23 protein-coding genes and 1 tRNA gene are annotated in these 26,828 nt (G+C 66.0%); 14 read left to right on the top strand and 10 right to left on the bottom strand.

The features are described 5' to 3' along the window. Positions 1-58: 58 nt before the first annotated feature. From BWQ93_RS17790 to BWQ93_RS17770, 5 genes are all read left to right on the top strand, one after another. Complete coding sequence (locus BWQ93_RS17790; RefSeq protein ID WP_077031656.1) at positions 59-3,451, top strand: TonB-dependent receptor; 3,393 nt, start codon at positions 59-61, stop codon at positions 3,449-3,451. 73 nt (positions 3,452-3,524) lie between these two features. After that, positions 3,525-5,075: a tryptophan halogenase family protein gene (locus BWQ93_RS17785; protein WP_077031655.1), complete on the top strand. Its 1,551-nt coding sequence runs from the start codon at positions 3,525-3,527 to the stop codon at positions 5,073-5,075. Next, complete coding sequence (locus BWQ93_RS17780) at positions 5,072-6,547, top strand: tryptophan 7-halogenase (protein WP_077032516.1); 1,476 nt, start codon at positions 5,072-5,074, stop codon at positions 6,545-6,547. The genes BWQ93_RS17785 and BWQ93_RS17780 overlap by 4 nt, the downstream gene beginning before the upstream one ends. Beyond that, positions 6,547-7,593, top strand: a complete 1,047-nt coding sequence (locus BWQ93_RS17775) for a cupin-like domain-containing protein (protein WP_083721012.1) — start codon at positions 6,547-6,549, stop codon at positions 7,591-7,593. Before BWQ93_RS17780 ends, BWQ93_RS17775 begins: the two co-directional genes overlap by 1 nt. Positions 7,594-7,618: 25 nt before the next feature. Then, positions 7,619-9,643 (top strand): glycoside hydrolase family 97 protein, encoded by a 2,025-nt coding sequence (locus tag BWQ93_RS17770; RefSeq protein ID WP_083721010.1) that lies wholly within the window; start codon positions 7,619-7,621, stop codon positions 9,641-9,643. Between the two features lie 12 nt (positions 9,644-9,655). On the opposite strand, the gene BWQ93_RS21405 is transcribed toward BWQ93_RS17770, so the two are convergent. The 5 genes from BWQ93_RS21405 to BWQ93_RS17750 form a co-directional block, all read right to left on the bottom strand. Continuing rightward, positions 9,656-9,778 carry a hypothetical protein gene (locus tag BWQ93_RS21405; RefSeq protein WP_257787751.1) on the bottom strand — a complete coding sequence of 41 codons (123 nt, stop codon included), beginning with the start codon at positions 9,776-9,778 and terminating at the stop codon, positions 9,656-9,658. 194 nt (positions 9,779-9,972) lie between these two features. Further along, on the bottom strand, positions 9,973-10,764 hold the full coding sequence (locus tag BWQ93_RS17765; protein WP_198040420.1) for a serine hydrolase domain-containing protein: 792 nt from the start codon (positions 10,762-10,764) through the stop codon (positions 9,973-9,975). Positions 10,765-10,901: 137 nt separating this feature from the next. Then, complete coding sequence (locus BWQ93_RS17760) at positions 10,902-12,785, bottom strand: AMP-binding protein (RefSeq protein ID WP_077031654.1); 1,884 nt, start codon at positions 12,783-12,785, stop codon at positions 10,902-10,904. Between the two features lie 4 nt (positions 12,786-12,789). Further along, entirely contained in the window at positions 12,790-13,182 is a 393-nt protein-coding gene (locus tag BWQ93_RS17755; RefSeq protein ID WP_077031653.1) for a 2,4'-dihydroxyacetophenone dioxygenase family protein, read from the bottom strand. A gap of 23 nt (positions 13,183-13,205) precedes the next feature. Further along, positions 13,206-15,428: a TonB-dependent receptor gene (locus BWQ93_RS17750; RefSeq protein WP_198040419.1), complete on the bottom strand. Its 2,223-nt coding sequence runs from the start codon at positions 15,426-15,428 to the stop codon at positions 13,206-13,208. A gap of 276 nt (positions 15,429-15,704) precedes the next feature. Between BWQ93_RS17750 and BWQ93_RS17745 the strand changes: the two genes are divergently transcribed. The 6 genes from BWQ93_RS17745 (at position 15,705) to BWQ93_RS17720 (ending at position 20,486) form a co-directional block, all read left to right on the top strand. Next, on the top strand, positions 15,705-16,700 hold the full coding sequence (locus BWQ93_RS17745) for a helix-turn-helix domain-containing protein (protein WP_083721006.1): 996 nt from the start codon (positions 15,705-15,707) through the stop codon (positions 16,698-16,700). A 70-nt stretch (positions 16,701-16,770) separates the two neighbouring features. Next, positions 16,771-17,544, top strand: a complete 774-nt coding sequence (locus tag BWQ93_RS17740; RefSeq protein ID WP_077031650.1) for an SDR family NAD(P)-dependent oxidoreductase — start codon at positions 16,771-16,773, stop codon at positions 17,542-17,544. Then, the gene (locus tag BWQ93_RS17735) at positions 17,541-18,530 is read left to right on the top strand and encodes a thiamine pyrophosphate-dependent dehydrogenase E1 component subunit alpha (RefSeq protein WP_077032513.1); all 990 of its coding nucleotides are present in this window, start codon (positions 17,541-17,543) and stop codon (positions 18,528-18,530) included. Before BWQ93_RS17740 ends, BWQ93_RS17735 begins: the two co-directional genes overlap by 4 nt. Continuing rightward, positions 18,517-19,560: an alpha-ketoacid dehydrogenase subunit beta gene (locus BWQ93_RS17730; protein ID WP_077031649.1), complete on the top strand. Its 1,044-nt coding sequence runs from the start codon at positions 18,517-18,519 to the stop codon at positions 19,558-19,560. The genes BWQ93_RS17735 and BWQ93_RS17730 overlap by 14 nt, the downstream gene beginning before the upstream one ends. Next, a complete protein-coding gene (locus BWQ93_RS17725) occupies positions 19,560-19,790 on the top strand; it encodes a biotin/lipoyl-containing protein (protein ID WP_198040418.1) in 231 nt (76 codons plus the stop codon). Before BWQ93_RS17730 ends, BWQ93_RS17725 begins: the two co-directional genes overlap by 1 nt. Beyond that, positions 19,791-20,486 carry a lipoate--protein ligase family protein gene (locus BWQ93_RS17720; protein WP_077031647.1) on the top strand — a complete coding sequence of 232 codons (696 nt, stop codon included), beginning with the start codon at positions 19,791-19,793 and terminating at the stop codon, positions 20,484-20,486. 198 nt (positions 20,487-20,684) lie between these two features. On the opposite strand, the gene BWQ93_RS17715 is transcribed toward BWQ93_RS17720, so the two are convergent. Then, positions 20,685-20,758: transfer RNA gene (locus tag BWQ93_RS17715), tRNA-Cys, on the bottom strand. A gap of 222 nt (positions 20,759-20,980) precedes the next feature. Between BWQ93_RS17715 and BWQ93_RS17710 the strand changes: the two genes are divergently transcribed. From BWQ93_RS17710 to BWQ93_RS17700, 3 genes are all read left to right on the top strand, one after another. Next, complete coding sequence (locus tag BWQ93_RS17710) at positions 20,981-21,658, top strand: protein-L-isoaspartate O-methyltransferase family protein (protein WP_077031646.1); 678 nt, start codon at positions 20,981-20,983, stop codon at positions 21,656-21,658. A gap of 35 nt (positions 21,659-21,693) precedes the next feature. After that, a complete protein-coding gene (locus BWQ93_RS17705) occupies positions 21,694-23,166 on the top strand; it encodes a TolC family outer membrane protein (RefSeq protein WP_077032512.1) in 1,473 nt (490 codons plus the stop codon). A gap of 76 nt (positions 23,167-23,242) precedes the next feature. Beyond that, the gene (locus BWQ93_RS17700; RefSeq protein WP_077031645.1) at positions 23,243-23,671 is read left to right on the top strand and encodes a DUF2497 domain-containing protein; all 429 of its coding nucleotides are present in this window, start codon (positions 23,243-23,245) and stop codon (positions 23,669-23,671) included. A 31-nt stretch (positions 23,672-23,702) separates the two neighbouring features. Here BWQ93_RS17700 and BWQ93_RS20565 read toward each other — a convergent pair. The 4 genes from BWQ93_RS20565 to BWQ93_RS17675 all read right to left on the bottom strand — a co-directional run bounded on the left by BWQ93_RS20565 (position 23,703) and on the right by BWQ93_RS17675 (position 26,825). Then, a protein-coding gene (locus BWQ93_RS20565; protein ID WP_232314652.1) for an IS5 family transposase occupies positions 23,703-24,460 on the bottom strand; the annotation gives its coding sequence in 2 pieces (ribosomal slippage) (positions 23,703-24,133 and positions 24,133-24,460; 759 coding nt in all). Between the two features lie 69 nt (positions 24,461-24,529). Further along, entirely contained in the window at positions 24,530-24,862 is a 333-nt protein-coding gene (locus BWQ93_RS17685) for a hypothetical protein (protein ID WP_077031642.1), read from the bottom strand. A gap of 11 nt (positions 24,863-24,873) precedes the next feature. Beyond that, positions 24,874-26,106: a hypothetical protein gene (locus tag BWQ93_RS17680; protein ID WP_077031641.1), complete on the bottom strand. Its 1,233-nt coding sequence runs from the start codon at positions 26,104-26,106 to the stop codon at positions 24,874-24,876. Further along, positions 26,103-26,825 carry a hypothetical protein gene (locus tag BWQ93_RS17675; RefSeq protein WP_156878282.1) on the bottom strand — a complete coding sequence of 241 codons (723 nt, stop codon included), beginning with the start codon at positions 26,823-26,825 and terminating at the stop codon, positions 26,103-26,105. Before BWQ93_RS17675 ends, BWQ93_RS17680 begins: the two co-directional genes overlap by 4 nt. Between the last annotated feature and the right edge of the window lie 3 nt (positions 26,826-26,828).

The raw sequence follows: 26,828 nt of genomic DNA, 5'->3' as shown, positions 1-26,828 counted from the left end.
CCCAGAATGAGAAAGCCCCGCCAAAGGGGGCGCCATTTGGGAAAGGGGAGGAGCATTCATGCTCGACACTATCGCGAAATCTCGTGCGCGGATGCTGCTGGGCGGCGCCTCGCTGCCGGTGGTCGCCGCCGGCCTGTTGTTCGCCGCGCCGGCGATGGCGCAGGACGCACCGCCCGAGGGCGGTGCCGGCGCCGATGACGAAATCGTGGTCACCGGCGTGCGCGCCGCGCTGGAGGATGCGGCGGGGCGCAAACGCGACGCGCTGACCGTCGTCGATTCGGTGACCGCCACCGACATCGGCGCCTTTCCCGACAAGTCGGCCGCCGAGGCGCTGCAGCGGATCCCGGGCATCACGGTCAACCGCCTGCAATCGGCCGACGATTCGACGCACCCGTCGGGCGAGCCGACCGACGTGCTCATCCGCGGCCTGACCAATGTCCGTACCGAGATCAATGGCCGCGACAGCTTCTCCGCCGACGCCGCGCGCGGGCTGCAGTTCAACGATATCGCGCCCGAACTGCTCGCGGGGATCGACGTCTATAAAAACCAGACCGCGGACCTGATCGAGGGCGGCATCGCCGGCACCGTCGATCTGCGCACGCGCGTGCCGTTCGACCAGAAGGGGCTGGTGGTCACGGGGACCGTCCGGGTCAATTACGGCGATCGCTCGGGGCGCTGGAACCCCGAATTTTCAGGGTTGATCAGCAATACATGGGATACCGCGATCGGCCGCTTCGGTATCCTTGCCAGCTATGCCGAAAGCCATCTCGTCACGCGGACCGAGAGCGTGATCATGGACAAGATCGACACCTATTGCTCGGCCGGTTTCGGCACGACGGGCGCCGATGGCGTGGTGCGCGCCACCCCCGCTGCCGACGGCAGCCTGCCCTGCACCGCCAATCCCTTCGGCGGAACGGGCTGGGCCTATGCGCCCGACGGCATCCGCTATTCGCAGGTCGATTATGACCGCAAACGGCGCGGCATCGCCGGCGCGCTGCAATATGAAAATAATTCGGGCAGCCTGCGCGCGACGATCCAGTATATCGACTCGCATTACACCAACGCCTGGCTCGAGCGCGCCAGCCACGCCATCCTCGACGGTAATTATTTCGGCACGCGCGCATATAATCCGCGCACCGGATCGGTGCTCGTCGGCAGCAGCGGCCTGACCTTTGGCCCCGACGGCATGCTGACCGGAGGAATCCTGACCCAGCCGCACGGCAGCTTCAGCGGCACGACCGAAAGCGTGCAGGCCGCGATCAACGCGGGCTCGGCGGTGCCGGGCCAGCCCTTCGTAAACTATTGCGGACCGGGGCCGGGCGGCGCCTGCACGACGCAGCGCGACGGGCTCTATTTCCAGAACGAAGCGCGCAATTTCGATCACCGCGAAGGCACGCGCGACCTGTCGGCCAATATCAGCTGGGACGCGAGCGACCGGCTGCATATCGACATCGACGCGCAATATATCGATGCCTCGACCTATAATAACGACATCTTGGTCGCGACGGGATCGATGGCCGATTACGATTATAGCGTGAACGGCGACGGTACGCCGCAGGTGACGCTGCTGCCCGGTTCGAACGTCAATTATGCCGCGGGCGGCCTCGCCAATCCCCACAATTACTGGATCCCGTTCATCCAGGGCCATGTCGAGGACAATGACGCCAACGAACTCGCGCTGCGCGGCGACGCCGAATATGATTTTCCCGACAGCGGCTGGCTCGATTCGCTGAAGGTCGGCGTGCGCTACGCCGATCGCAAGCAGACGGTGCGCTATTCGACCTTCAACTGGACCCCGATCGCCGCGCCCTGGAATTGCAACGGCCCGGGTTTCAACGCCGACAACACGACCGGCGGCGCCTATCCGACCAATACGGGCAATTGCGGCGGCAATGCCGGCCATGCGCCCTTCCAGGGCTATGGCGAGGGCATCTGGGAATCGCAGAGCCTCGGCGATTTCTACAATGGCAGCGCCTATCCCAACGGGCCGCTCGTCTATCTCAACCGCGATACGCTCCGCGATTTTCCGCGGCTGATCGACTCGCTGAGCGGCGCGACCACCTCGTCGCCGATCGGCGGGGGCTATACCGCGATCTGCGACCGCCCCGAGGCGACCGTCGACCAATGCTTCACGCCCGGCGAAAAGTTTCGCGTCCGCGAACAGACCCAGGCGGCCTATGCGATGGTCAAATTCGGGGGCGGCGACCGGCTGATGCTGGGCAGCGTCGCGCTGCAGGGCAATGTCGGCCTGCGCGTGGTGCGCACCAAGATCGCGAGCACGGGCAGCGTCGCCTTTCCGGCGGCGAACATCTTCGACAATCTGGTGCCGTGCAACACGCCTTTGACGGGTAACAATGTCGTCAATCCGCGATGCTTCCTGACGCCCGACATCATCGCCTTCGCCAACGGCGCCGCCGCCGAGGACAAGTACAAGACGACCCGCACCGACTGGCTTCCCAGCTTCAACCTGCGCTTCGGCTTCGACGACAAGACCTTCGTTCGCTTCGCCTATTCGCGGGCAATCTCGCGGCCGCAGTTCGGTTTCCTGCGCAACACGCTCGCGATCAACGCGCCGATCATCAACACGACGGCGGACTCGCCCTATATCGTGCGCAACGCGGCCGGGGCGATCACGGGGTACAACTTCGTGTTCCTCGCCAATTCGGGCAATGCGGCGCTCAAGCCGCTGCGCGCCGACCAGTTCGACCTGACCTTCGAACGCTATATGGGATCGAACAGCTCGCTGACGGCCGGCCTCTTCTACAAGAAGCTGACCAATGCGATCTCCTTCGGCCAGTTCGCGCGCGACGTGCCCAATGGCGCATCGACCCAAACGGTGCTGATCAGCGGGCCGAGCAACGTGCGGAAAGGCGGCGAAATCTGGGGCGGCGAACTGGCCTACCAGACCTTCTTCGACTTCCTGCCCGGCCTGTTCAGCGGTCTCGGCATGCAGGCCAACTATACCTTTGTGAAGCAGTCGGGGATCAACAACTCCAACCTGTTCACCGCCTCGTCGAGCGGCGACGTGGGGGCGTTCGGCGCGGGTCAGCAGTCGCTGGGCGGCTCGGGCTTCGTCATCGACTCGCACCGGCTCGCCGGCATATCGAAACACACGTTCAACCTCGTCGGGCTCTATGAAAAGGGACCGGTCGGGCTGCGCGTCGCCTATAATTGGCGCTCGCGCTATCTCACGCAGAATCTCGACTGCTGCATCGGCCTGCCGGTGTTCCAGAAGGGCGCGGGCTTCCTCGATGCGTCGCTGCGATTCTCGCCGACGAAGTGGCTGGAGCTTTCGGTCGACGGGACCAATTTGCTGAACACGACCACAAAATATCAACAGCAGGTCTTCGGCGACTCGCCGCAGACCCCGGGCGCGGCGGCGAAATATTTCGACTCGGCGTGGAGCCGCGTCGACCGCCGCTTCCAGTTCGGGGCGCGCGTGAAATTCTGATCCTCCACTGGGACGCGGCCGCGCTAACATGGCGGCCGCGTCTTCGTTTTAAGGCGGGAGTGACGGAACGGGCATGACGGCGGAGCAAGTCTATCGGATCGTGATCCTCGGCGGCGGCACCGCGGGGTGGATGTGCGCCGCGGGCCTCTCGCGCCTGCTGCCCGCCGCCGATTACGACATCACGCTGGTCGAGAGCGACGAGATCGGCACCGTCGGCGTCGGCGAGGCGACGCTGCCGCATATCAAGACCTTCAACGACATGCTCGGCATCGACGAGGCCGAGTTCATGCGCGAGACGATGGGCAGCTTCAAGCTGGGCATCGAGTTCGTCGGCTGGAAGGCGCATGGCGCGCGCTATATCCACCCCTTCGGCACCTTCGGCGACCGCTGGGCGGGCAGCGATTTCCAGCACGCCTGGGCGCGCGCGCGGCTCGCCGGGACCGACACGCGCTCGCTCCAGGATTACAGCTTCGCGGTCGCCGCGGCGCGCGCCAACGGCTTCGAGCATCCGAACGAAGATCCGAAGTCGATCCGCTCGACCTATGCCTATGCCTATCATTTCGATGCCGGGCTCTATGCGCGTTTCCTGCGCCAATGGGCGACCGCGCGCGGGATCCGGCGGATAGAGGGCAAGGTCGTCGATGTCGCGCGCGACCCCGAAAACGGCGATGTCGCCAGCGTGACGCTCGAATCGGGTGCGGTGGTTGCGGGCGACCTGTTCGTCGACTGCTCGGGTTTCCGCTCACTGCTGCTGGGGCAGACGATGGGCGTGCCGTGGATCGACTGGAGCGAATGGCTGCCGTGCGACCGCGCACTTGCGCTGCCCTGCACCGGGGTCGCGCCGCTCACCCCCTATACGCGCGCCACAGCGCAAAAAGGCGGCTGGACCTGGCGCATCCCGCTCCAGCATCGCGCCGGCAACGGCTATGTCTTTTCGAGCCATTTCTGCGGCGAAGAGGAAGCGCGCGAAACCTTGCTCGGCGCGATCGACGGCGAGGCGATGGACGAGCCGCGGCTGCTGCGTTTCCAGGCGGGGCGGCGCGCCAGCGGCTGGGCGGGCAATGTCGTCGCGATCGGGCTTTCGAGCGGTTTTCTCGAACCGCTCGAATCGACGAGCATCTTTCTGATCCAGGCCGCGACGACCGACCTCGCCGCGCTGATGCCGCGGCGCGGCGAGAAGGTCGACCCGCGGCTCGTCGCCGAGTTCAACCGCCTGTTCGAAATCCACTACGACCGCACGCGCGACTTCCTCGTGCTCCACTACACCGCCAATGCGCGCGCGGGCGAACCGCTCTGGGACCATGTCCGCCATATGGCGCTCCCCGACAGCCTCGCGCACAAGATCGCGCTGTTCCGCGAAAGCGCGATCGCGCCCGACTATAAGCTCGGCCTCTTCTCGCGCGACAGCTGGCTTTCGGTGCTCGAAGGCCAAGGTGTGCTGCCGTCGGCCACCAACCTGCTGACGCACCGCCAGCCCGATACCGAATTGCAGGCGCGGCTCGACGATCTGGCGGAGCGGATCGCGGTCAACGCCGCCGACATGACGCCGCACGCCGAGTTCATCGCCGGCTATTGCGCCGCGGCGGGGATCGCGGCGCCCGGCGCCACCGCGAGCGCGGCATGAGCGCGCTGCACATCGCGCTCCTCGGCCGCGACGCGCCGCTGTGGCTCGCGGCGGCGGCGCTGCGCCGCGCGCTCGCGCCCGCTGGGGTGGCGGTCACCGCGGTCGCGCTGCCGGGCGAGGCGGGACCCGCCGACCTCCATGCGACGCTGCCGGCGATCGAGGCGCTGCACAACCAGATCGGCATCGACGAGGCGGCGCTGCTGCGTACGACGGGCGGCGCCTTCACCCTCGGCCAGAATTTCACCGAGCGGAGCGGCGCCGGGCGTGCTTCCTTCCTCCACAGCTATGGCGGCTTCGGCAGTGCGATCGACGGCGGCGACTTCTTCCCGCACTGGGTCAAGGCGCGCCGCCACGGGCTCGGCGTCGGGCTCGACGATTTTTCGCTGACCGCAAGCGCGGCGCATCAGGGCCGTCTCTTCTTTCCCGACGACGAGAGCGAGCGCTACGCGCGCGCCGACTACGGCTACCACCTCCCCGCCGCCGCCTATGCGAAGAGCCTGCGCGCGATCGCCCTGCATCTGGGGGTCGAGATCGTCGAGGCGACTAGCATCGACGTCGCGCACGGCGAGGATGGCATCACCGCGTTATTGCTCGACGGCGGGCCGCGTATCGAGGCCGGACTGTTCGTCGATGTCACGCGCGAAGGGCAGCTGCTGCGCAGGACGCCGGGCGCCGCGTTCGACCCGACACCGCTGCCCGGCGATCGCCTGCTCGTCGCTCGCGCCCCGCGCTTCGCCGCGCTGCCTGTCTATTCGGAGGTCCGCGCGAGCGCCGACGGCTGGACCGCGCTCTACCCCGCCATGGCGCACACCCATGTCACGCATATCTTTTCGAGCGCCGTCACGAACGACGACGACGCGCTGGCCGCCGCACAAGCCGCCAGCGGGCTGCCGCTCGAAAGCGTCGCGATCCGCCCGCTGGCGACGGGTATGGCGGCCGCGCCCTGGGCGCAGAATGTCGTCGCGCTAGGCGAAGCCGCCGCTGCCTTCGACCAGCTCCACGGCCTGCCAATGCACGCGTTGCAGCTCGGTATCGTCCATCTGATTGCGGCCTATCCGGGCGCGGCTGCCTGCGACGTGCGGCGCGCCGAATATAACCGGCTCATGCGCTCGCATTTCGACCGCGTGGCCGACTTCCAGACCGCGCATTTCGCCTTGCAGACCTACAGCGGGCGCTATTGGGACGCCGCGCGCGCCGTCCCGCGCTCGGCCGAGCTCGAGCATTTGCTCGCTTTCTTCCGCGCGCGCGGCGAGCTTGCGCCGCACGAGGACGAGAGCCTGCCCCCCGACAGCTGGCGCGCGCTGCTCACCGGCCACGGCATCCTGCCCGAGGGCTGGCGGCCGTCGGTCGACCGCACCCCGCCCGATACGGTGAAGGCGCATCTGCGCAAGATGCTCGGCACCGTACGCGAACAGGTGCTGCGCCAGCCGACGCACGACGCCGCGCTCGCGCGCATCATGCAGCGCGCGTGATGGCCGAGCCCGCGCGCCTCGATCCGCCCGCTGCCGCGCCGTCGCCGCTCGACGCGCTGCCGCGCATCGCCGCGCGCAGCGCGCCGGCGCCCGCCGATTTCGCCGCGCTGGTCGCGGCCGGAAAGCCTGTCGTCGTCAAGGGTCTGTTCGACGACTGGGTCGCGCTGGCGGCCGGGCGCCATTCGCCCGGCCGCCTCAACGCCTATCTGGCGGGGCTCGACCGCAGGGTGCCGGTGCCCGTGATGGAGGCGCCCGCGCGCGCCGCGGGGCGCTTCGCCTATCGCGCCGACATCCGTGAGTTCAGCTTCACCAAGCGCCACGCGCCGCTGCGCGACACGCTGACGCGGATCGAGGCGCTGATGGGCCAGGCGAACGCCCCGACGGTGGCTATCCAGATGCTGCCGCTCGCCGAGGCGCTGCCCGATTTCACGGGCCAGAACCCGATGCCTTTGCTCCCCGCCGATACGGGGCCGAAGCTGTGGCTCGGCGGCGCGGTGAAGACGCAGACGCACAACGACCGCGACCATAATCTCGCCTGCGTGATCGCGGGGCGGCGGCGCTTCCTGCTCTTCCCGCCCGAGCAGGTGGCGAACCTCTACATCGGCCCGCTCGACAATCCGCCGCCGCTGTCGCTCGTCGACCCGGAAAGTCCCGACTACGACCGCTTCCCGCGCTTTCGCGAGGCGATGGCCGAGGCGCGCGTCGCGATGATCGAGCCCGGCGATGCGATCTTCATCCCGCGCTATTGGTGGCACCATGTGACCTCGCTCCACCCCTATAATGCGATGGTCAATTATTGGTGGGGCGGCGCGGGCGCGGGCGTCGAAAACCCGCACGACATCTTCCTCGCCGCGCTGCTCGCGCTGCGCGACCTGCCGGCCGGCGAGCGCGCCTATTGGCAGGCGATGTTCGAGAGCCATGTGTTCGGCGACCCCGCGGCCGCCGTGGCGCATATCCCCGAAGCGCTGCGCGGCGTGCTCGGCCCGATGTCCGCCACCGAGCGCGCCGCGCTGCGCCGCCGGTTGCGCGCCGCCTTCGACAAATGACCCCTCGCCCGAAAGAGACGAACATATGATCCGCAAGCTTGCCCTGTTCTCCGGCCTGTCGCTGCTGGCGCTCGCGTCGCCCGCGACGGCGCGCGAATGCATCGCGTCGCCCGGCAAAGTGCTCGAGCTCTGCATTGCGGTCGAGGGCGGCGACGCGCGTTACGAGGTGCGGCGCGGCGACGTGACGGTGATCGCGCCGTCGCGGCTGGGGCTGAGCTTCGCGGGCGAAAACGATCCGCGCTTCACCGCGCTCGGCGACGCCAGGCGCTCGGCGTCGGACACGAGCTGGGAACAGCCGTGGGGCGAAGAGCGCCTGATCCGCGACAATCACAGCGAGCTTTCGGTCAAGCTCGCGGGCGACACGCCGCTCAACCGGTCGGTCGGGGTCACCTTCCGCCTCTTCGACGACGGCCTCGGCTTTCGCTACGATTATGCCGGCATCCCCGCGGGGCAGGCGGTCGCGGTGACCGCCGACCGCACCCAGTTTCGCACCGTCGGCGCCTATCAGGCCTGGTGGTACGAGGGGCTGGGACAGGAACGCGACGAATATCTCTACAAGCAGACCGACGCGCGCCGCATCACCCTCGCCGAGACCCCGCTGACACTGAAGGGCGACAACGGCCTTTATCTGAGCTTCCACGAGGCCGCGCTCGTCGATTTCCCGTCGATGCTGCTCCAGGGCAATGGCGCGGGCACCTACAGCGCGTGGCTGATGCCCTGGCCCGACGGGGTGCTCGCGAAAAAGACCGGGCCGTTCACGACGCCGTGGCGCACCGTGCTCGTCGGCGAGACGCCGGGTGCGCTCGCCGACAGCCGCATCACGCTCAACCTCAACGAGCCGAGCCGGCTTCCCGGCATCGCAAAATGGTTCAAACCGGGCAAATATGTCGGCGTGTGGTGGGAAATGCACCTCGAGAAGTCGACCTGGGGCAGCGGGCCCACGCACGGCGCCAACACCGCCAACGTCAAGCGCTACATCGACTTCGCCGCCGCGAACGGCTTCGACGGCGTCCTCGTCGAAGGCTGGAACAAAGGCTGGGACGGCGACTGGATCGCCAATGGCGACAAGTTCAGCTTCACCACCGCTTATCCCGATTTCGACCTTCCCGAGATCGCGCGCTACGGCAGGGCGAAAGGGGTGAAGCTGATCGGGCATCACGAGACCGGCGGCGCGATCGAAAATTATGCGCGCCAGCTCGATGCCGGCTTGAAGCTCTACGCCGACAATGGCGTGTCGCTGATCAAGACCGGCTATGTCCGCCACAGCGGCACGATCGCCGATCGCGACGGCGGGCTGCAGTGGTTCGCGGGCCAATATGCGGTCGACCATCATCTCGACGTCGTCAAGCGTGCGGCGAAGCTTCGCATCGCGATCAACACGCACGAGCCGGTCAAGGACACCGGGCTGCGCCGGACCTGGCCCAACTGGGTCAGCCGCGAGGGGGCGCGCGGGCAGGAGTTCAACGCCTGGGGCAACCCGACCAACCCGCCCGAGCATATGACGATCCTGCCCTTCACCCGGCTGCTCGCGGGGCCGATGGACTTCACCCCGGGGATCTTCGACATCGCGCGTAGCGGCAAGGAGCTGACGCGCCGCGTGCAATCGACGCTCGCGACGCAGCTCGCCGAATATGTCGTCGTCTATTCGCCGATCCAGATGGCCGCCGACCTCCCCGAAAATTACGCCGCCCGCCCCGACGCCTTCCGCTTCATCCGCGACGTGCCCGCCGACTGGGAGGTGTCGCGCACGCTTCAGAGCGCGATCGGCGACTATGTCGTCGTCGCCCGGCAGGAGCGCGGCGGCGGCGACTGGTATCTCGGCGCGATCGGCGACGAGGAAGCGCGGGGGCTCAGCCAGCGCCTCGACTTCCTCGCGCCTGGCAGGCGATACGAGGCGCAAATCTACGCCGACGGTCCCGGTGCCGACTATCGCACCAATCCCGGAGCGCTGGCGATTTCGAAGCGCGTGGTGACAAGCGCCGACAGCCTCGATCTCGCGATGGCGCCGGGCGGCGGCGTGGCGGTACGCTTCCGGCTGCTCGATCGCTGAGCAGCGCCGCGATCAGATCAAAGTTTTCAGACGGTCGATCCCGGTCGCCTCGCGGACGATGCGCGCGGCGAGCGCATTGCCGTTCGCGGCGTTGGTGAAGACGATGATCGCGCGCCCGTTGCGCGCGTCGCCCACGCCCAGCGTCTTGAATATCCCGTAATTGCTGCCGCTGTGCTGAAACAGCGGGCCCGCCGGTCCATAATCAGCGCCATGAAGCGCGCATAGTCGGACGCGGTCATGAGGAGGCCGCCCGCCGAATTGACCAGCAGGTCGTGCGTCGACGGCACCGCCTTCGGATCCATCTCGCACATCGCCGCGACCGAATCCGCCTAGGGCCAGGACGCGATCGGCTTGCGCCGCTTCACCGCGATCGCAAGCAGCTTGTCGCCGAGTTCACGCGTCGGCTGCGGCGGCAGCGTCGCTTCGCCTTCGGGCGGCTCGGAATGACCGTAGACCGCGGCCGCCGCGATCGCCTCGTCCCAGCCGAAGCTGCTGCTGGACATGCCCGCGGGCTCGAAAAATTTTGTCCGCATCGCGTCGCCGAGCCCCATGCCCATGATCGTCTCGACGACCAGCTGAAGCCAGACGACGGCCTCGCCCGAATAGCTGTACCCCGATCCCGGCGCGCTGCTCGTGACGAGCGGCGCCGATGCCCAATTGGGCAAGCCGGTCGAATGTTCCAGCACGTGCCGCGCGGTGATGCGTTCCAGATTCGGATCGTCGCCCAGATGGTCGGGCCGGCGATAGGCGACGAGCGGCGCGTCGAGATCGAGGCGCTTCTCGTCGGCCAGCCGCATCACGGCATAGGCGAAGACCGGCTTGGTCATCGACGCGGCCTCGAACAGCGTGTCCTCGCGCACCGGGTCGCCGGTGAGGATGTTCTTTACGCCGAAGCCCCGGTTCCAGGCGAGCCGCCCGCGGTCGACCACCGCGATGGCGACGCCGGGCACCCCGGCGACGCGCATGAGGCGCGGCAGTTCGCCGACCAGCGCCTCCGACGGAATCCACGCCGAATCGGCGTCGGGACATGCCGGGTTCGCCCGCGCGCGGGCAGAGGCTGCGCCGCCGACCGTCATCGCCGCGGATCCGACCAGCACCGTCCGCCGCCCCAGCTTCTTCACTGGCTTCCCCCTCCCATCGGCCATGCGCCCGTCCGGACATGCAGGATGAGAACGCATGCCCTAGCCGAAAGCGGCGGTAGCGTCCGCCTTTTTATATCTGCGCCGAAAGCGGTCTGGCCGTAAGCGGCGATTGGCGATTATGTGGAGTGGGGATTCAGTCGAACTTGCAACGAAGCTGCAATTGCTGCCAGCGCCCCGGGGTTTTCGATCGTTGGCGGCGTGCCGACGTCTCTTCCGTTGGCCAGCCCGCGAATGGCGGCGCGCAAAATCTTGCCCGAGCGGGTCTTGGGCAGAGCATTGACGATGACGACCTGCTTTAAAGCGGCAACGGGTCCAAGCTCTTCCCGCACCAGAGATATAATCTCGCCAGACAATTCTTCCGCCGCGTTCACACCGCTCTTGACCACTGCAAAGGCGAGCGGGATCATGCCCTTGAGCTGGTCGTCGGCGCCGATAACGGCGCATTCGGCAATGGCGGGGTGGGTGGCGATGATCTGTTCGATCTGCCCTGTGGACAGGCGATGGCCTGCGACGTTGATGATGTCGTCGGTGCGGCCCATGATGTGGACGAACCCGTCATCGTCGACATGGCCCGCATCGCCACTTTCATAATGACCGGCAAAGCTCTGGAACGCACGGCCGTAGCCTTCGACATTGTTCCATAGCGACGAATAGCAACCGGGCGGCAGTGGCGTCCCGATGACCATATGACCGCTCGCCCCGGGTGCGACCGGCGCGCCGTCGTCGTCCAGTACGGCGAAGCGGAATCCGGGAACCGGAAAACCCGCGCTGCCCGCGCGCCGCCGTCTGTCGCCGAGCCCGAGGCAGGTTGCTACCGCAGGCCAGCCGAGTTCGGTCTGCCACCAATGGTCGATCACCGGAATGTCCAGTTGCTGCTCCGCCCAGAGCAACGTGTCGGGATCGGCACGCTCGCCCGCGAGGAACATCGCGCGCAGGCGCCCGGTGCCGATGTCCTGAATGAAGCGACCCTCGGGATCCTCCTTGCGGATCGCGCGGATCGCAGTCGGTGCGGTGAAGAAGATGTCGACCCGATGCGCGGTGATCGTGCGCCAGAACGTCCCGGCGTCGGGGGTGCCCACCGGTTTGCCTTCGAAAAGCAGCGTGGTGCATCCCGCGATCAGCGGACCGTAGACGATATAGCTGTGCCCGACGACCCACCCGACGTCGGATGCCGCCCAGAAGGTCTCGCCGGCCTGGGCTCCATAAATATGACGCATGCTCCACGCGAGCGCCACCGCATGCCCGCCGTTCTGGCGCACGACGCCCTTCGGCGTCCCCGTGGTGCCCGAGGTGTAGAGGATATAGAGCGGGTCGGTCGCAGCGACGGGGACGCAGGCGGCAGGGCCGGCAGTTTCATAGCTTTCGGTCCAGTCATGGTCGCGTCCCGGGACGAGTTCCGCGACGCATTGCGGACGCTGCAACAGCACGACATGCTCTATCCGGTGCGACGCCAATGCGAGCGCATGGTCGACAAGCGGCTTGTAAGGAAGAATCCGCCCGCCCTCGATCCCGCACGAGGCGGTCAGCAGGGCGCGCGGCGCCGCATCGTCGATACGCTTGGCGAGCTCCGGAGCGGCGAAGCCGCCGAAGACGACCGAATGGATCGCCCCGATGCGCGCGCAGGCGAGCATCGCGAAGAGCGTCTCCGGGATCATCGGCATATAGATGATGACGCGGTCGCCTTTGGCGATGCCGAGGTTCTTCAGCATTCCGGCGGTTAGCGACACCCGTTCGAGAAGTGTGTCGAAATCGATCTGCTGGCGTGTGCCCGTAACCGGGCTTTCGTAGATGACCGCGATGTCTTTCCCGCGCCCTGCGGCGACATGGCGGTCGACCGCGTTGTAGCAGGTGTTGAGCGTGCCGTCGGCGAACCAGCCCCGGCCCTCGGTCCATCCGGACTGCGGGCGCTCGATCCAGTCGACGGCCCCGGCCGCCTCCAGCCAGAAGGCGTCGGGATCCGAGAGGCTGCTCGCATAGGCGTCTTCGTAAGTTGCGCTCATCGTCTCATACAGCCGCTGAAAGATCCTCCAGCAACTTGTGGTCGAGGATCGACGATATCTCGCCCGCTTCGTCCAGAAAGGCAATCGGGCCATAGTTGGTGAAAAGCAGTTCGGTATATTCGGGAAATGCGGTGTGATCGTGCACCACGTCGAGCGGCTCATAACCATAGGTGCCGGGGCCCGCTTCGCCCATGCGGTACGTCATCCGGCCTTTCGTCACATAATATTCCCCGGCACCGAGGTGGCGGTGCGGTCCGAAGAAGCTGCCGGGCTGGGCGCGAAACAACACGGTCCAGCGGCCCGTCTCGGCGCTCGAATAGAGCAATGCAAACTCGATCCCGTCGGCGATCGTTGCCCATTTCATGGCGGCGGGAGGCGTCAGATGTTCATCCATCATGTTGAAATACTCGTTTGAGAGGGTCAGAAGCGGACGGAAAATTCGGCGCCATAGGTCGCGCGCTCGCCATAATAGCGGGGCACGAAACCGAAGCCGCTCGTGTCGGTCGCATCGACGATATAGGCCTTTCCGGTGACGTTCTTCGCCCAGGCGGCGAGTTCCCATCCCTGGTCGGGATCGGCGAAGGCGACGCGCAGATTGAGCAGGCCATAGCCTTCGCCCGAGCTGATCAGCTCGTCCTGCGCATTGTTGTAATATTTCTTGCCGGTGTAGTTGTACTCGGCACGCCAGCGCGTCTCGAACCTGCCCACCGGCACGGTGACCTGTGCAAAGGTCGACAGCGTGAATTTCGGTGCACCGGGCATGCGGTTGCCCGAAAAGTCGCGCGGATCGCCGGTCACGGGATCGATCGCACCCGACAGGTAATTCTTGTACTTGGCATCGAGGATGCCGAGGTTGAGTCCCATGTCGAGCCAGTCCGTCGGCACGGCTGTCGCCTCGACCTCGATCCCCTTGATCGTGGCGTCGGCGGCATTGTCGAGCCCCAGCGTCGGCACCGCGCTCCCCGCCTGCCGGTTCACCGACAGCACCTGCAGATCGGTATAGTCGTAGTAGAAGGCCGAGAGGTTCAACCGCAGGCGGCGATCGAACAAGGTGCTCTTTAGCCCGATTTCATAAGAGGTCAGATATTCGGGATCGACCTGCGTCCGCTCGGCGATGCTGGTGATGATGCCGATGTTGAAGCCGCCCGCCTTGAAGCCGCGGTCGATGCTGGCATAGGCCAGTATGTCGTCGGTCACGTCGAAGTCGGCTGCGATCCGCCACGTGAAGGATTTGAAGGTATCGCGCAGTGCCGCGAAGGGCACCAGCGGCACCGGTGCGCCGTCGGGAATGTCGGCATCGAAGAAACCGGGAACCAGATCGGCGCGGTGCGTCGCGCGCACCTTGTCGATCGTGTAACGCCCCCCGACGGTCAATCGCAGCGTCGGCATCACCGCATAGGTCGCCTGCCCGAAGATCGCATAAGCGCGGTTCTTGCGTGTCGCGCGCGTGATCAGCGGCAGCGCACCCTGCGCAAAAGTCAATTCGCCGAGCAGATCGGCATTGCTGTCGGCGTCGAGATTCTCCTGAAAATAGTAAAGGCCCGCGATCGCGTTGAGCGGGCCGTTATCATAGGCGATCTGAAACTCCTGGGTCAGCTGTTTCGCGTCGGTCAGGAAGGTGATTTCATCGACGCGCTTGGTGCCGCCATCGACATCGACGCGGTTGTCGACATCGCTCTTGTCGTAGCCGCTGATCGACTTGAAGGTGAAGTCGCCGAAGCTCTGGGCGATGTTGAGATTGACGAAGACATTGTCGCTGTGATTGCGCGACTGGCCGTTGAAGTTGAGCAAATTGGGATTGTCGGGGAAGGGGTCGGAATAGCCGAACAGGTCGGCGCCGCTGATCGTCCCGACCGGCTTGTTTTCAAGATAATCGCTGCGGTCGCGGCCGCCGCCGACCGACAAGCGGACGTCGGTGTCACCCGACGGCTGCCAGCGCAGGATCGCGCGGGCGGCGGCTTCGTCGACATCGATCGCGCGGTCGCCGGTGAACAGGTTGACCTTTTCGCCGTCGCGGCGGCGGACGATTCCCGCGACGCGCAGCGAAAGCGTATCGGCCAGCGGCAGGCTGACCGCCGCCTCGCCTTCGAACAGGTCGAAACGGCCATAGCCGAAGCGGGCATTGCCTTCGAATTCGCCATCGGGAAGCTTCGAGAAGAACTGGATCGCGCCGCCGGTCGTGTTCTTGCCGAAGAGGGTGCCTTGCGGGCCGCGCACCACCTCGATCCGTTCGAGGTCGAACAGCGAGAAGATCTGGCTACCGGTCGAGGCGACAACCACATCGTCGCGGTAGATGCTGATCGGACCGATCGATGAGGCGTTGAAATCATTGTTGCCGACGCCGCGGATGAAGATGTTGGGGACGCCGCCGAACGTCTTGATCTCAAGGTTCGGAACCTGGTCGCCGATCGACAGGCTGTTCGTAAAGCCCGCTTCCCGGATCGCGGTGTCGTCGAACGCGCTGACCGAGATCGGGACGTCCTGTAGATTCTGCGCGCGCTTCTGCGCCGTGACGACGATTTCGCCGACGCCGCCGGTCGGCGGGTCGCCCTCGGCGCTGTCCTGCGCAAACGCCGGCGCGGCCAAAGCAAGTGCGGAAACGGTGGCGGCGGTCAGTAGCGAAGTTCGGAACTGGCTTTTCATGATGTCCCCTCCCAGGATATCGGCGCCCTTTGTTTGGGCGTCCTGCTGTTCTCGTCTTCTAGGCCGGTGCTGATGCTTGGCGCATGTGCCTGAGCGGTGCAAAATTTGGTTGAGCGGGAACTGCGTGCGGCGCAAAGCGCACGGAAGGCCGTGCTTTTGTGGCGGCAATTGTCTCATCGCGTAGCCATATTTGTGTCAGCGTGAACCCGGCCGCCCCCTCGATTGCATCGCCACGCCAAAAGGCATAGCTTGCCGCGTTGGAGAGAGGGCAGGCCAATGCTTCTGACCGAGGAACAATGGACATCGGCGCATTTGCCGCCGCCACGGCAATTGCCGGGATTCCAGGAAGTGTTCGACCGGACGCATTTCCACTGGGGGCTGAGCAAGGGCAATGGCGAGCGATACGACGCGCAGGTGCGCCGGCGCGCCATCGACGATTTCGTTTTTACCGACATCGTGTGCGACCCCGTCACCGGCTACCGCACGATGGACGATGTGAAGCGCGGAACCGAGGATTATTTCTGCCTGCTCCATTTCGAGGAGGGGAATTGCCTGCTGCGGCAGGGGCGCAATGAATCCGTGGTGCGGCGCGACACGATCGCGGTGTGGGACAGCACGCGTCCCGCTATGTTCCAGAACAGCGAGCAGTTGCACCAGCTGTCGATCATGATCCCGCACCAGATGGCGAAGACGATCGTGCCGGGGATCGAGGATATGTGCGGGCTCACCGTCGACGGCAGCGCGGGACTGGGCGCAATTCTGCTGTCGCACCTGCGGCAAATCCACCGCACGGTCGAAACCGTCGATCCACGCGACCGGACCGCGGTGCTGCGCGCAACGGTCGAACTGGTCGCGGCGGCGTTTCGCCCCGACACCGAGAAGCTCGGCGGCACCAATTTTCGCCGCGCACTGCTCGGCCGGGTCCAAGATCATATCGTGGCGCATCTCGGCGACCCCGGATTGTCCGCAGCGAGCATCGCGGCGGCCTTCCGGTTCAGCCCGCGCTATCTCCACCGCCTGTTCGAGGAGTTCGACGTCACCGTCGGCACCTGGATCCGCGAACGCCGTCTGCTCGCGGCACGGAGCGACCTGTCGAGCCGGTCGATGGCTTCCTACTCGATCACCGAGATCGCGATGCGGCACGGCTTCGCCGATGCCTCGCATTTCAGCCATGCATTTCGCGATGCTTTCGGACTCTCGCCGCGCACCTTTCGCCGGGCGGCGGCCGAGAGCCGGGACGGAGAAGCTGCGAGTTCCTTCCTGCCCAAATAAGCCGCCTTTCTGATGCAAGTCACGAGGCGTCCGCTCTCCTAGTCCGGACCAAAGACGATGGGAGACGGATATGGCGGGCAGGCTCGCAGGCAAGGTCGCGCTGGTCACGGGCGCAGCACAAGGCATTGGGGCGGGGATCGCGCGGGCGATGGCGGCCGAAGGCGCGCGCGTCGTCGCAGCAGACCGCAATGTTGCGGGCTGCGAGACGTTGGCGGACGAGATCGGCGTCGAGGCGCTGGCGCTCGACGTGACGAGCGAAGACGACTGGGCCGCCGCGGCCGGGCATATCGCTGCATCGCACGGCAGCCTTTCGATCCTGGTCAACAATGCCGGCGTTGAACTGGTCAAGCCGATGACCGAGCATAGCCTTGCCGACTGGCGCGGGCTGATGGCGGTAAATGTCGACGGACTGTTCCTCGGCTGCCGGACGATGCAGCCACTGCTCGCCGCGAGTGGTGCGGCCAGCGTCGTCAACATCTCGTCGATTGCGGGGCTCGTCGGTTATCCCGACCAGCTCGCTTATAATACGTCGAAAGGCGCAGTGCGCCATATGACCAAGAGCCTCGCGATCGAGTGGGCGTCCCATGCACTGCCGATCCGTTGCAATTCGATCCACCCCGGCTGCATCCGTACCCCGATGCTCGAAATGGCGGTCGAGGGCTGGGTGCGCGAAGGGTCGATCCCCGCCGACGATCCGTGGGCCGCGGTCGCTTCGCTGTGCCCGCTCAACGCGGTGGGAAGTCCCGAGGATATCGGGATGGGCGCGGTTTATCTTGGCAGCGACGAAGCGCGTTTCGTGACCGGGATCGAACTGGTCATCGATGGCGGATGGGTCGCGCGATGAGCGGCGCGAGCAACGCCAGCGACCGGCTGTGGATGTACGCCACGATGGTCAAGAGCCGCCATTTCGAGGCACTGATCAAGCCCGCCTATTTCGAAGGCAAAAGCCCGGTGTTCAACATGGCGAAGGGGCCTCTCCCGGGCGAGATGCATCTGTCCGACGGGCAGGAACCCTGCGCCGTGGGAGTCTGCGCGCATCTTCGGCCCGGCGATACGGTCACCGCGACGCACCGCCCGCACCATGTCGCGATCGCCAAGGGGGTCGATCTGGGCGCCATGGCGGCGGAGATTTTCGGCAAGGCGAGCGGGCTGTCGGGCGGCCGCGGCGGCCATATGCATTTGTTCGACGCTCGGGTGAATTTCGCCTGTTCGGGCATCATTGCGCAGGGTTTGGGGCCAGCGGTCGGCGCGGCGCTGGCGAGCAAGCTGCGCGGTGACGATACTGTCGCGATCGCCTTTCTCGGCGAGGGCGCTGCGAACCAGGGGGCCTTTCACGAGGCGCTCAATCTCGCATCGGTGTGGAAGGTGCCGGCGGTTTTCGTGATCGAGGACAATGCCTATGGCATCTCCGTCTCCAAGCGCGACTGCACGGCGGTCGAGCGCAACGCCGATCGCGCGGCGGCCTATGCGATGCCCGGCCATTTCGTTGCCGGCAACGACGCCGACGCGGTCCATGCCATTGCCGGAGCGGCGATCGCTCGCGCGCGGCGCGGCGAGGGCCCATCGCTGATCGAGATCGAGACCTGCCGGCTCGAGGGACATTTTATGGGCGACGCGGAAGGGTATCGGCCTGAGGGGGAGGTCCAGCGGTTGAAGGCGAGCGATCCCATTCCGGCCTATCGCGCGCGCCTGCTCACCGACGGTTTCGAGGCGGCCGACCTCGACCGCGCCGAGACCGACGCGCGGGCGGCCGTCGATGCCGCCTTCGCCTTCGCACGCGCCGCGGCTTATCCCGATCCAGAAGAGGCTTTTGCCCATGTCTTCGCCTGACACCGCAACGGCCGTTAGGCCGGCTCGCCGCCTGACCATCGCCCGCGCGATCGCCGAAGCGATCGGGCAGGAAATGGAGCGCGATCCCGATGTCCTCGTCATGGGCGAGGACATTGCAAAGCTCGGCGGCGTCTTCGGCACGACAACCGGGCTGCTCGACCGTTTCGGCCCCGAACGCGTCCGCGATACGCCGATCTCCGAGACCGCCTTTATCGGCGCCGCGGTGGGCCTCGCGGCTGCGGGAATGCGCCCCGTGGTCGAGCTGATGTTCGTCGATTTCTTCGGCGTGTGCATGGACGCGATCTATAATCTCGCGGCCAAGCAGAGCTATTTTTCGGGCGGACAGGTGACGTGTCCGATGGTGCTGATGACCAGCGTCGGCGGCGGCTATGGCGACGCCGGTCAGCACAGCCAGGCGCTCTACGCGACCTTCGGCCATCTGCCGGGGCTGAAGGTTGTCATTCCCTCGAACGCGCACGACGCGAAGGGCCTGATGCTGGCGGCGATCCGCGATCCCAACCCGGTGATCTTCATGTATCACAAGGCTCTGCAGGGCATGGGCTGGCTCGGGACCGTGCAGCGTTCGATCACCGATGCGCCCGAGGGAGATTATGTCGTCCCGCTCGGCAAAGCGAAATGCGTGCGCGAGGGCGAAGATATTACGGTCGTGAGTCTGGGTCTTTCGGTTCATCAGGCGCTCGACGCCGCCGGGCGGCTCGCCAACGAGGATGTTTCGGTCGAGGTCATCGATCTGATCAGCATCGCGCCGCTCGACCGCGAAACGGTGCGCGCATCGGTGCGCCGGACCGGGCGGCTGCTTGTCGTCGACGATGATTATCTGAGCTACGGCGTCGGCGCGGAGATCATCGCTAGCGTCTGCGAAGCTAGCATCCCGCTTCTCGTGCCGCCGCAGCGCATCGCTTTCCCCGACATTCCCGTGCCCTTCACCCCGGTGATGGAGCATTTCGTGCTGCCCAATGCCGACAAGGTCACGGCCGCCGTGCGCCAGATGATGAGGATTTCGAACTGATGACCGATGTGACGATTCCATTCGGCGTGTGGCGCGCCGACGATGAAGCCGCGATCTCGGCATGGCTCTATGCGGATGGCGACGCCGTCGCGGAAGGCGCGATCATCGCCGAGATCATGGTGGAGAAATCGAGCTATGAACTCATCGCGTCGGCCACCGGAACGCTGCAAATCCTGATCGCGGCTGAGGTCCCGGTGCGTGCGGGGGCGGTGGCGGCACGGATCGTCTGAATGATCATGCCGCCGACGATCGTGTCGCGCCTGGCGATGGCGATAGCGGATGATGTTCCGGTCGAGTGCGGCGACGGACGGACAGCGATCGACGCGGATTCCGTGCGCCTCGACGCGCTGCTCGGGGGTGACGCCAGCGCGGGCGGGTGGCGGCTCTGGACGAACCGCCCTTGTCTCGTCACGACGCGGCGTTTTGCGGCTATGCCCCGTTTCGCCGATGCAGCGCTGGAGAGCGCCTGCCGAGGGTGGCCGGTGTTTGTGCGGCCGAGTGGGGGAACGACGGTGGCGCACCGGCCCGGCACACTGAACGCCAGCCATCTTCAATCGTGGCGCGGGGACGGCGACGATGCGATCCGTCGGTTCCGGATATTCTGCGAACATCTGGCAGCGTCGATATGTTCGATAGGCGTCCGCGCATGCCTGGGCCGTGTAGACGGCAGCCACTGCGACGGCCGCTTCAATCTGGTATCGGCGGGGCGGAAATTGGCCGGTACCGCGTCGCTTGTACGACGCAAAGGCGACTATATCGGTTTGCTATGCCATGCGTCAATTTGGGCGGAAGGCGACGTCGCGGCGGATGTGAAGGCTATCGAATGTTTCGAGGCAGCCTTGGAACTTGATACTTCATACTCCGAGAATGTGCATGCAACGCTGGAACAGCGTTATATGTCGGCTTTTGCAAATGCAGGCACGTAAGCAGACCGTCGACTACCGGACAAGCCCCGCCGTGATTTCAATTCCGTAGATCGAGATTCTCGCGCAGAGACTCTGGCCAATTTCACGCTATTCACATGCGAGAGTACCATGATCAGAGACCGTCCACGCCTTGCGGACACGCACAATTGCGCCGTTTCGCAGACGAAACTGTCCATAAGTCGGTTCGATGGATATGGTTGGAGGCCCGAGCCGGAATCGAACCGGCGTATACGGATTTGCAGTCCGCTGCGTCACCACTCCGCCATCGGGCCTCATGCCGAACGGCCGGTCCTGTCGGACGGCCTGGGTGGGCCTGCGCTAGTGATGGGCTTTGCCACCCTTGTCAAGGATTCGCCGATGCACCCTTGGCGGCGGCGGCCGGGGCAGCTATGCGCGGCCCAGCAGACGCTCATGCTGTATTAGCATTGCAATACAGCATCGCTTGGGCTAGAGCGGGCTGCAATGAAAGTCATTCCAGGAAACGGACAGCGCTGATGGCGACGAAATTGAGCGAGGCCAAATTGAACGAGGCAAGTGCCGCGGAGATGCGGGCTGCGATGATCGACAGCCAGCTTCGCACCAATGACGTGATCGACCCTGCCGTCGTCGGCGCGATGGGCGCGGTCGCGCGCGAGGCGCATGTGCCGCCCGCGCTGGCGAGCGTCGCCTATATGGACCGCGCGATCCCGCTGGGCAGCGGCCGCGCGCTCAACCCGCCGCTGGTCACCGGGCGCCTGCTCGTCGCGGCGGCGATCCGTCCCGGCATGCGCGTACTGCTCGTCGGCGCCGCGACCGGCTACACCGCCGCATGCCTCGCGCTGCTCGGCGCCGAGGTCGAAGCGCTCGAGGAAGAGACCGGGCTGATCGAAATGGCGAAGCTTGCGGCGACCAACCCCGCGATCCGCTGGACGCAAGGTCCGCTCGCCGCTGGCACGCCGGGCAAGGGGCTGTTCGACCGCATCATCGTCGAAGGCGCGATCGAGGCGCTGCCCGCGGCGCTCGCCGATCAGCTGGTCGAGGGCGGCCGGATCGTCGCGGCGCTGCGCGACGGCAGCGTCAGCCGCCTGGTGCAGGGGGTGAAGACCGGCGGCACGATCGTGCTGCGGCCCTTTGCCGACATGGATGTCGCGCCGCTGCCGGGCTTTGCGGCACCGAAGGGTTTCCAGTTCTAACCGGCACCTCCCCAGTTTTCAGGCTGATCATGACGATGCTCGATACCAACAAGAAACAGCCCCGCGCCCGCTGGCTTGCCGGCCTCGCGCTCGGCGCGCTGATGCTGCCCGCCGCGGCGCACGCCGAAACGCTGCAGGGGGCGCTCGCCAAGGCCTATGAGAACAACCCGACGCTCACCGCCGCGCGCGCAGGGCAGCGCGCGAACGACGAGAATGTGCCGATCCGCAAAGCCGACGGCCTGCCGAGCGCGGGCGCCGGGGTCGATTATCAGGAAAATCTGGTCCTTCCCGGCAACGCCTTTTTCTCGCCGAAGCGCACGCTGACCGTCGGCGGCCAGCTGACCGTCCCCATCTATCAGGGCGGCGCGGTGAAAAATGCGGTCAAGGCCGCCAAATATCGCGTCGAAGCGGGGCAGGCCGATCTGCGCGCGACCGAGGCGAGCATTTTCTCGCAGACCGTCGGCGCCTACATGGACGTCATCCGCGACCAGGCAATCGTCCAATTGAACCAGAAGAATGTCTCGGTCCTGCGCACCAATTTGCAGGCGACCAGCGACCGCTTCGAGATCGGCGACCTCACGCGCACCGACGTCGCGCAGTCGCAGGCGCGGCTCGCGCTGGCCGAAGGCGATCTGCGCACCGCCGAATCGAACCTCATCTCCAGCCGCGAGGCTTATATCCGCCTGGTCGGCGACGCGCCGGTCGACCTCGAACAGCCGCCGCAGCTCCCTAACCTGCCCGCCACCGCCGAGGATGCCGTCGCCATCGCGCTCAACAACAATCCCGACATCGAGGCGGCGAACCAGCTGGTCAATGCGAGCCGCTCGGACATCGGCGTCGCCCGCGCGACGCGCCTGCCCAAATTGTCGACGACGCTCAGCGGCGGCTATAACAACAACCTCAATTCGGTGACGAGCGCGACGTCGGAGAATATCACAACCAGCACCCAGGCCGCGGTATCGCTTACGATCCCGATCTTCCAGGGTGGCCGTCCCGCGGCGCAGGTGCGCCAGGCGCAGTCGCGCAACAGCCAGGCGATCGAAGCCTATGTCGAGACCGAACGCGGCGTGATCGCCCAGACGCGCGGCGCCTATGCCGCGTGGCAGGCGAACGAACAGATCATCGCCGCGACCGAGCAGGCGGTGCGCGCCAACGCGCTCTCGCTGGAGGGCGTGCGCGCCGAGAACAGCGTCGGCACGCGCTCGATCCTCGATATCCTGAACGCCGAGCAAGAATATCTGAACACGCAGGTCCAACTCGTCTCGGCACGGCGCAACTCCTATGTCGCAGCCTTTTCGGTGCTCGCCGCGATGGGCAAGGCCGAGGCGCGCGACCTGGGGATCGAGGGCGGCGCGCTCTACGACCCCGAGGTCAATTACAAGCGCGTGAAGGGCAAGATTTTCGACTGGGACGACGATCCGAAGCCCCAGCAGGTCGCGACCGACACGCGCGCCGTGCCCGCCGCCGACGCCAGCGTCCCCGCCGGCGATCCGCTGAACCCGCAATAAGAACTTGTTAACCATCGCCGGCTACCGGTAAGAGATGGTTAATCGTCCGCTTCCCGGGCGATTCACAGGGGGCCATATGGGCGACATGTCGCGTGAACCGTCGATGGAAGACATTTTGTCGTCGATCCGGCGCGTCATCGCGCGCGATGAAGCCCCCGGCGCGCGCGAAACGCGCGAGCCCGCCCGCGAGGACATCCTCGAACTGAGGGATGCCGAGGACGATTATGACGCCGACCCCGCGCCCGAGGCAGGCTCCGCCGAGGAACTCGTCTCGCCCGCCAGCGCCGATGCCGCGCGCCAGTCGCTCGAAGCGCTGACCGCCGCGGTCGCGCCCGCCGTCGCCGCCGCGGTTGCCGCACCGGCGGCTGCCGGCCGCACGCTCGAGGATGTGGTGACCGACGCGCTGCGCCCGATGCTCAAGGACTGGCTCGACGCCAATTTGCCGACGATGGTCGAGGCGATGGTGGCGAAGGAAATCAGCCGGATTACCGGTCGGCGGCTGTAACGGCGACCGGCGGAGCCATCGGCGGCTAGGCTCAGGACTCATTAATCCAGAAGATGCAGATGCATGCGAATGTGATGGCGGCTTTGAAGATGTCGGCGCATCGGTCGTATCGGGTATGGATACGGCGCCAGTCTTTGAGCCGGGCGGAGAGGTTTTCGATGCGGTGGCGCTGTTTGTAGAGGGTCCGGTCGTAGTCGTGCCGGACCTTGTGGGTGGGGTGCGGGGGGATGCAGGCGTCGATGGCGCGTGCTGCCAGCACCTGGCGGAACCAGGCCGAGCTATAGGCGCGGTCGGCGATCATGGTTCGGGCCGGGGGCAGGCTGCCGATGAGCGCCTCGGCGCCCTTGTGATCGCTGCGCTGTCCTTCGGTCAGGTGAAGCCGCAGCGGCCGTCCCCGACCGTCGTATACGAGGTGGAGCTTGCTGGTCAGGCCGCCGCGGCTGCGTCCGATAGCGCGGGGTAGAGCCCCTTTTTGAAGAGGCTCGCCGCCGTCCGGTGCGCCTTGATATGGGTCGCATCGATCATCAGCACCCCATCGCCATCCTTGGCCAGTTCGGCAAAGATACGATCGAACACCCCCAGTCGGCTCCAGCGGATGAAGCGGTTGTAGATCGTCTTGTGCGGCCCATAATCCCGCGGCGCGTCGCGCCAGCGCACCCCGTTGCGCAACACGAAGAAAATGCCGCTCAATATCCTCCGGTCATCGACCCGCGGTATCCCGTGCGACAGCGGAAAATAGCCCTCGATCCGGCGCATCTGCGCCTCGCTCAGCAACAGCAAATCACCCATGGCTGCACATCCCGCAACCCTTGAATCACCCACTCCCATCACGCGCAAGCTTTTTAATAGGTCCTGAGCCTAGTCGATTTCAATATCGTTCACGTCGACCAGCAGCTTCGCGCCGCCGCGGCCGGCCAGCTTTACCAGCACCATTTCATGCTGCATCCCGCCGAGCAGGAACGCACCGCGCATCGGCGCCCCAGTCGTCCTGCCCGGTATTCGCGCGGCCACACCGGCGGCACTCGGGCGTATCTTCGCCGGATTAGTGACCGCGACCGGTATCGGACCCGACGTCTTCACGGTGACCGGCATTCCGACGCCCGCCCCGATGACGACGCCGGGAATCCAGCCGACGCTCGCATCCTGCACCTCGACCACATCGCCGACGCGATAATGTTCCAACCCCGGCATCGCTTCCTCCCCTATTTCGGCTCTGGCAACTTCCAGCTATCCTTGTGGGCGTCGAAGGTGTCCTTGACCCGCTGACGGGCCGGGTCGCCGGAGCCGCCCGCCGTCGTCAGCGCTCCCATGTCGGCCATGATCGTATCGGCCATGCGGAACAGAAAGGCGCGATAGGCGGCTTCGCTCGCCTCCGCCGCATATTGCTTGCTCTGCGTATCGGCGACGAGCTTCGTGGTGTCCGACGTGAACGCCGCCGGAGCGGAATCCGTCGCGGCCCTGGTCCCGACCGGCAGGCCCTGCGACGCCGCGAGCAGGGTGACGGCCTGCACCGCGACCTTGCCGATCATATCGGCGGTCGAGCGTCCGTCGAAGACAAAGCCCTTGATCGAAAAATCGGCGGTTTCGTTCATGACCACGGCGATGCTGGTGCTGCCACCAATCCCTTCGCCGAACGCGCGATTATAGCTTTCCGCCCACGCCTCCTTGGGCGCATCGGTGACATAGAAAGCCTCCAGTCGATCGTTCAACAGGATACCGCCGCCGGCAATCGATTGCCGCGTCGCAGCGGCCATCTGCGCCTCGGTCGCGCCTTTTTCGGCTTCGACCTTGGCCTTGATCGCCTGCCCCCTCTGCCCGAGCGCTCCTGCCGCGCTTTCCGCAGCGGGTCCGCAGATCGCGTGCCATTGCCCGACCTCGCCCCTCAGATAAGTTTCGAGCTCGGCAATCGCCTCGTTGCGCGCCAGCCAGGTCCGCTGCACGACGTCGCTCACCGGCGCTTTCTGCGGCAGGATTCCGCCGCTCGCAGCCACCGCCGCCCCGGCATTTCGATCGGCGGCGATCAGGCGATCGAGCCAGGCCTTTTCCTGCGCCGCAATGGCCGCCAGCAGGGCGGGATCGGCGATCGCGGTGCGATAGGTCTGGGCCAGAGCGATGCTGGCCTGCCGCTGTCCCTGCGTTGCCGCGTCGGCGGCGGTCATTCCGCCGGCGATCTCCTCATAAGCGGTGGCCGCATCGGTCAGGCAATTGGCGCGAAAGCTTCGATAGGTGGCGAATTGCCGCACGACCAGCGTCCGCGTCGTCCGGTAATTGCCTTCCGCCAGCCGCTGGCCTTCGATCCGCATTTCGGCATCGCGCGCGGCCTGCTTGGCATAGACCGGGTCCATCACATCGACCTGCACGGTCAATCGCGCGCAGCCGCCCAGCGCCACGCTACCCAGCAAGACCGCGGCCGAGAGCCTGCCCAAGCCGGTCATTGCCGACCTCCGCGCGGCCGCGCGGCGAACCATGCGGCCGCCTCATCCTTGTCCTTGAACGCCGGCGCCGCATCCGGCGCCAGTCCGGCCGCTATCGCCTGCAAGGTACGCAGATATTTGCTGTTATAATCGGCGTCGGTCCCTTCCAGGATTTTACCGATCTCCCCCGTCGTTGCGTTGCGCCGCGCCGAAACGATCGGCGCCTCGGCGTCCAGCCTCGCCACCGCTTCGCGATCATTCTTGGTCGCCAGGAACAGCGCCGAGCTGATCACCAGTTCATTTTCGGCAAATTTGCCGATCGAGCTCGCCACGGCATTGGCGTTGCTCGACAGGATCATGACGAAGCGGCCTTCCTTGCCGCCATCGGCGCCGACCGGCACGGTGCGCAGCACGGCGTCCTGTTTCTTCTTGCAGTCGTCGTCCCCCCGGTCGTCGCACGACACCGTCTTGAAGATCGACGGGACCGCGCCTTTCAGCTCGGCGTCGGTGTAGTTCTGGGAATTGACTTCGTTGAAGAAGAGGTCGACCGCGCGCGGATCGTAATAGCCTGCGATATACCGCAGATTCGCCATCTCCGCACCGCCGGTGACAGAGACGCGAAAGACATTCACCACCTGACCGGTGCTCGTATCGACGGTCGCGAAGTGATGCTTGTCTTCAAAAGTGGAAACACATCCCGGCAACAACAATAGCGCCGGTAACAGCAAATATTTCTGCATCCC

Origin of the sequence: Sphingopyxis sp. QXT-31 (genome assembly GCF_001984035.1) — a bacterium.
Classification (GTDB): domain Bacteria; phylum Pseudomonadota; class Alphaproteobacteria; order Sphingomonadales; family Sphingomonadaceae; genus Sphingopyxis.
This window is presented reverse-complemented; position numbering and strand designations above follow the sequence as displayed.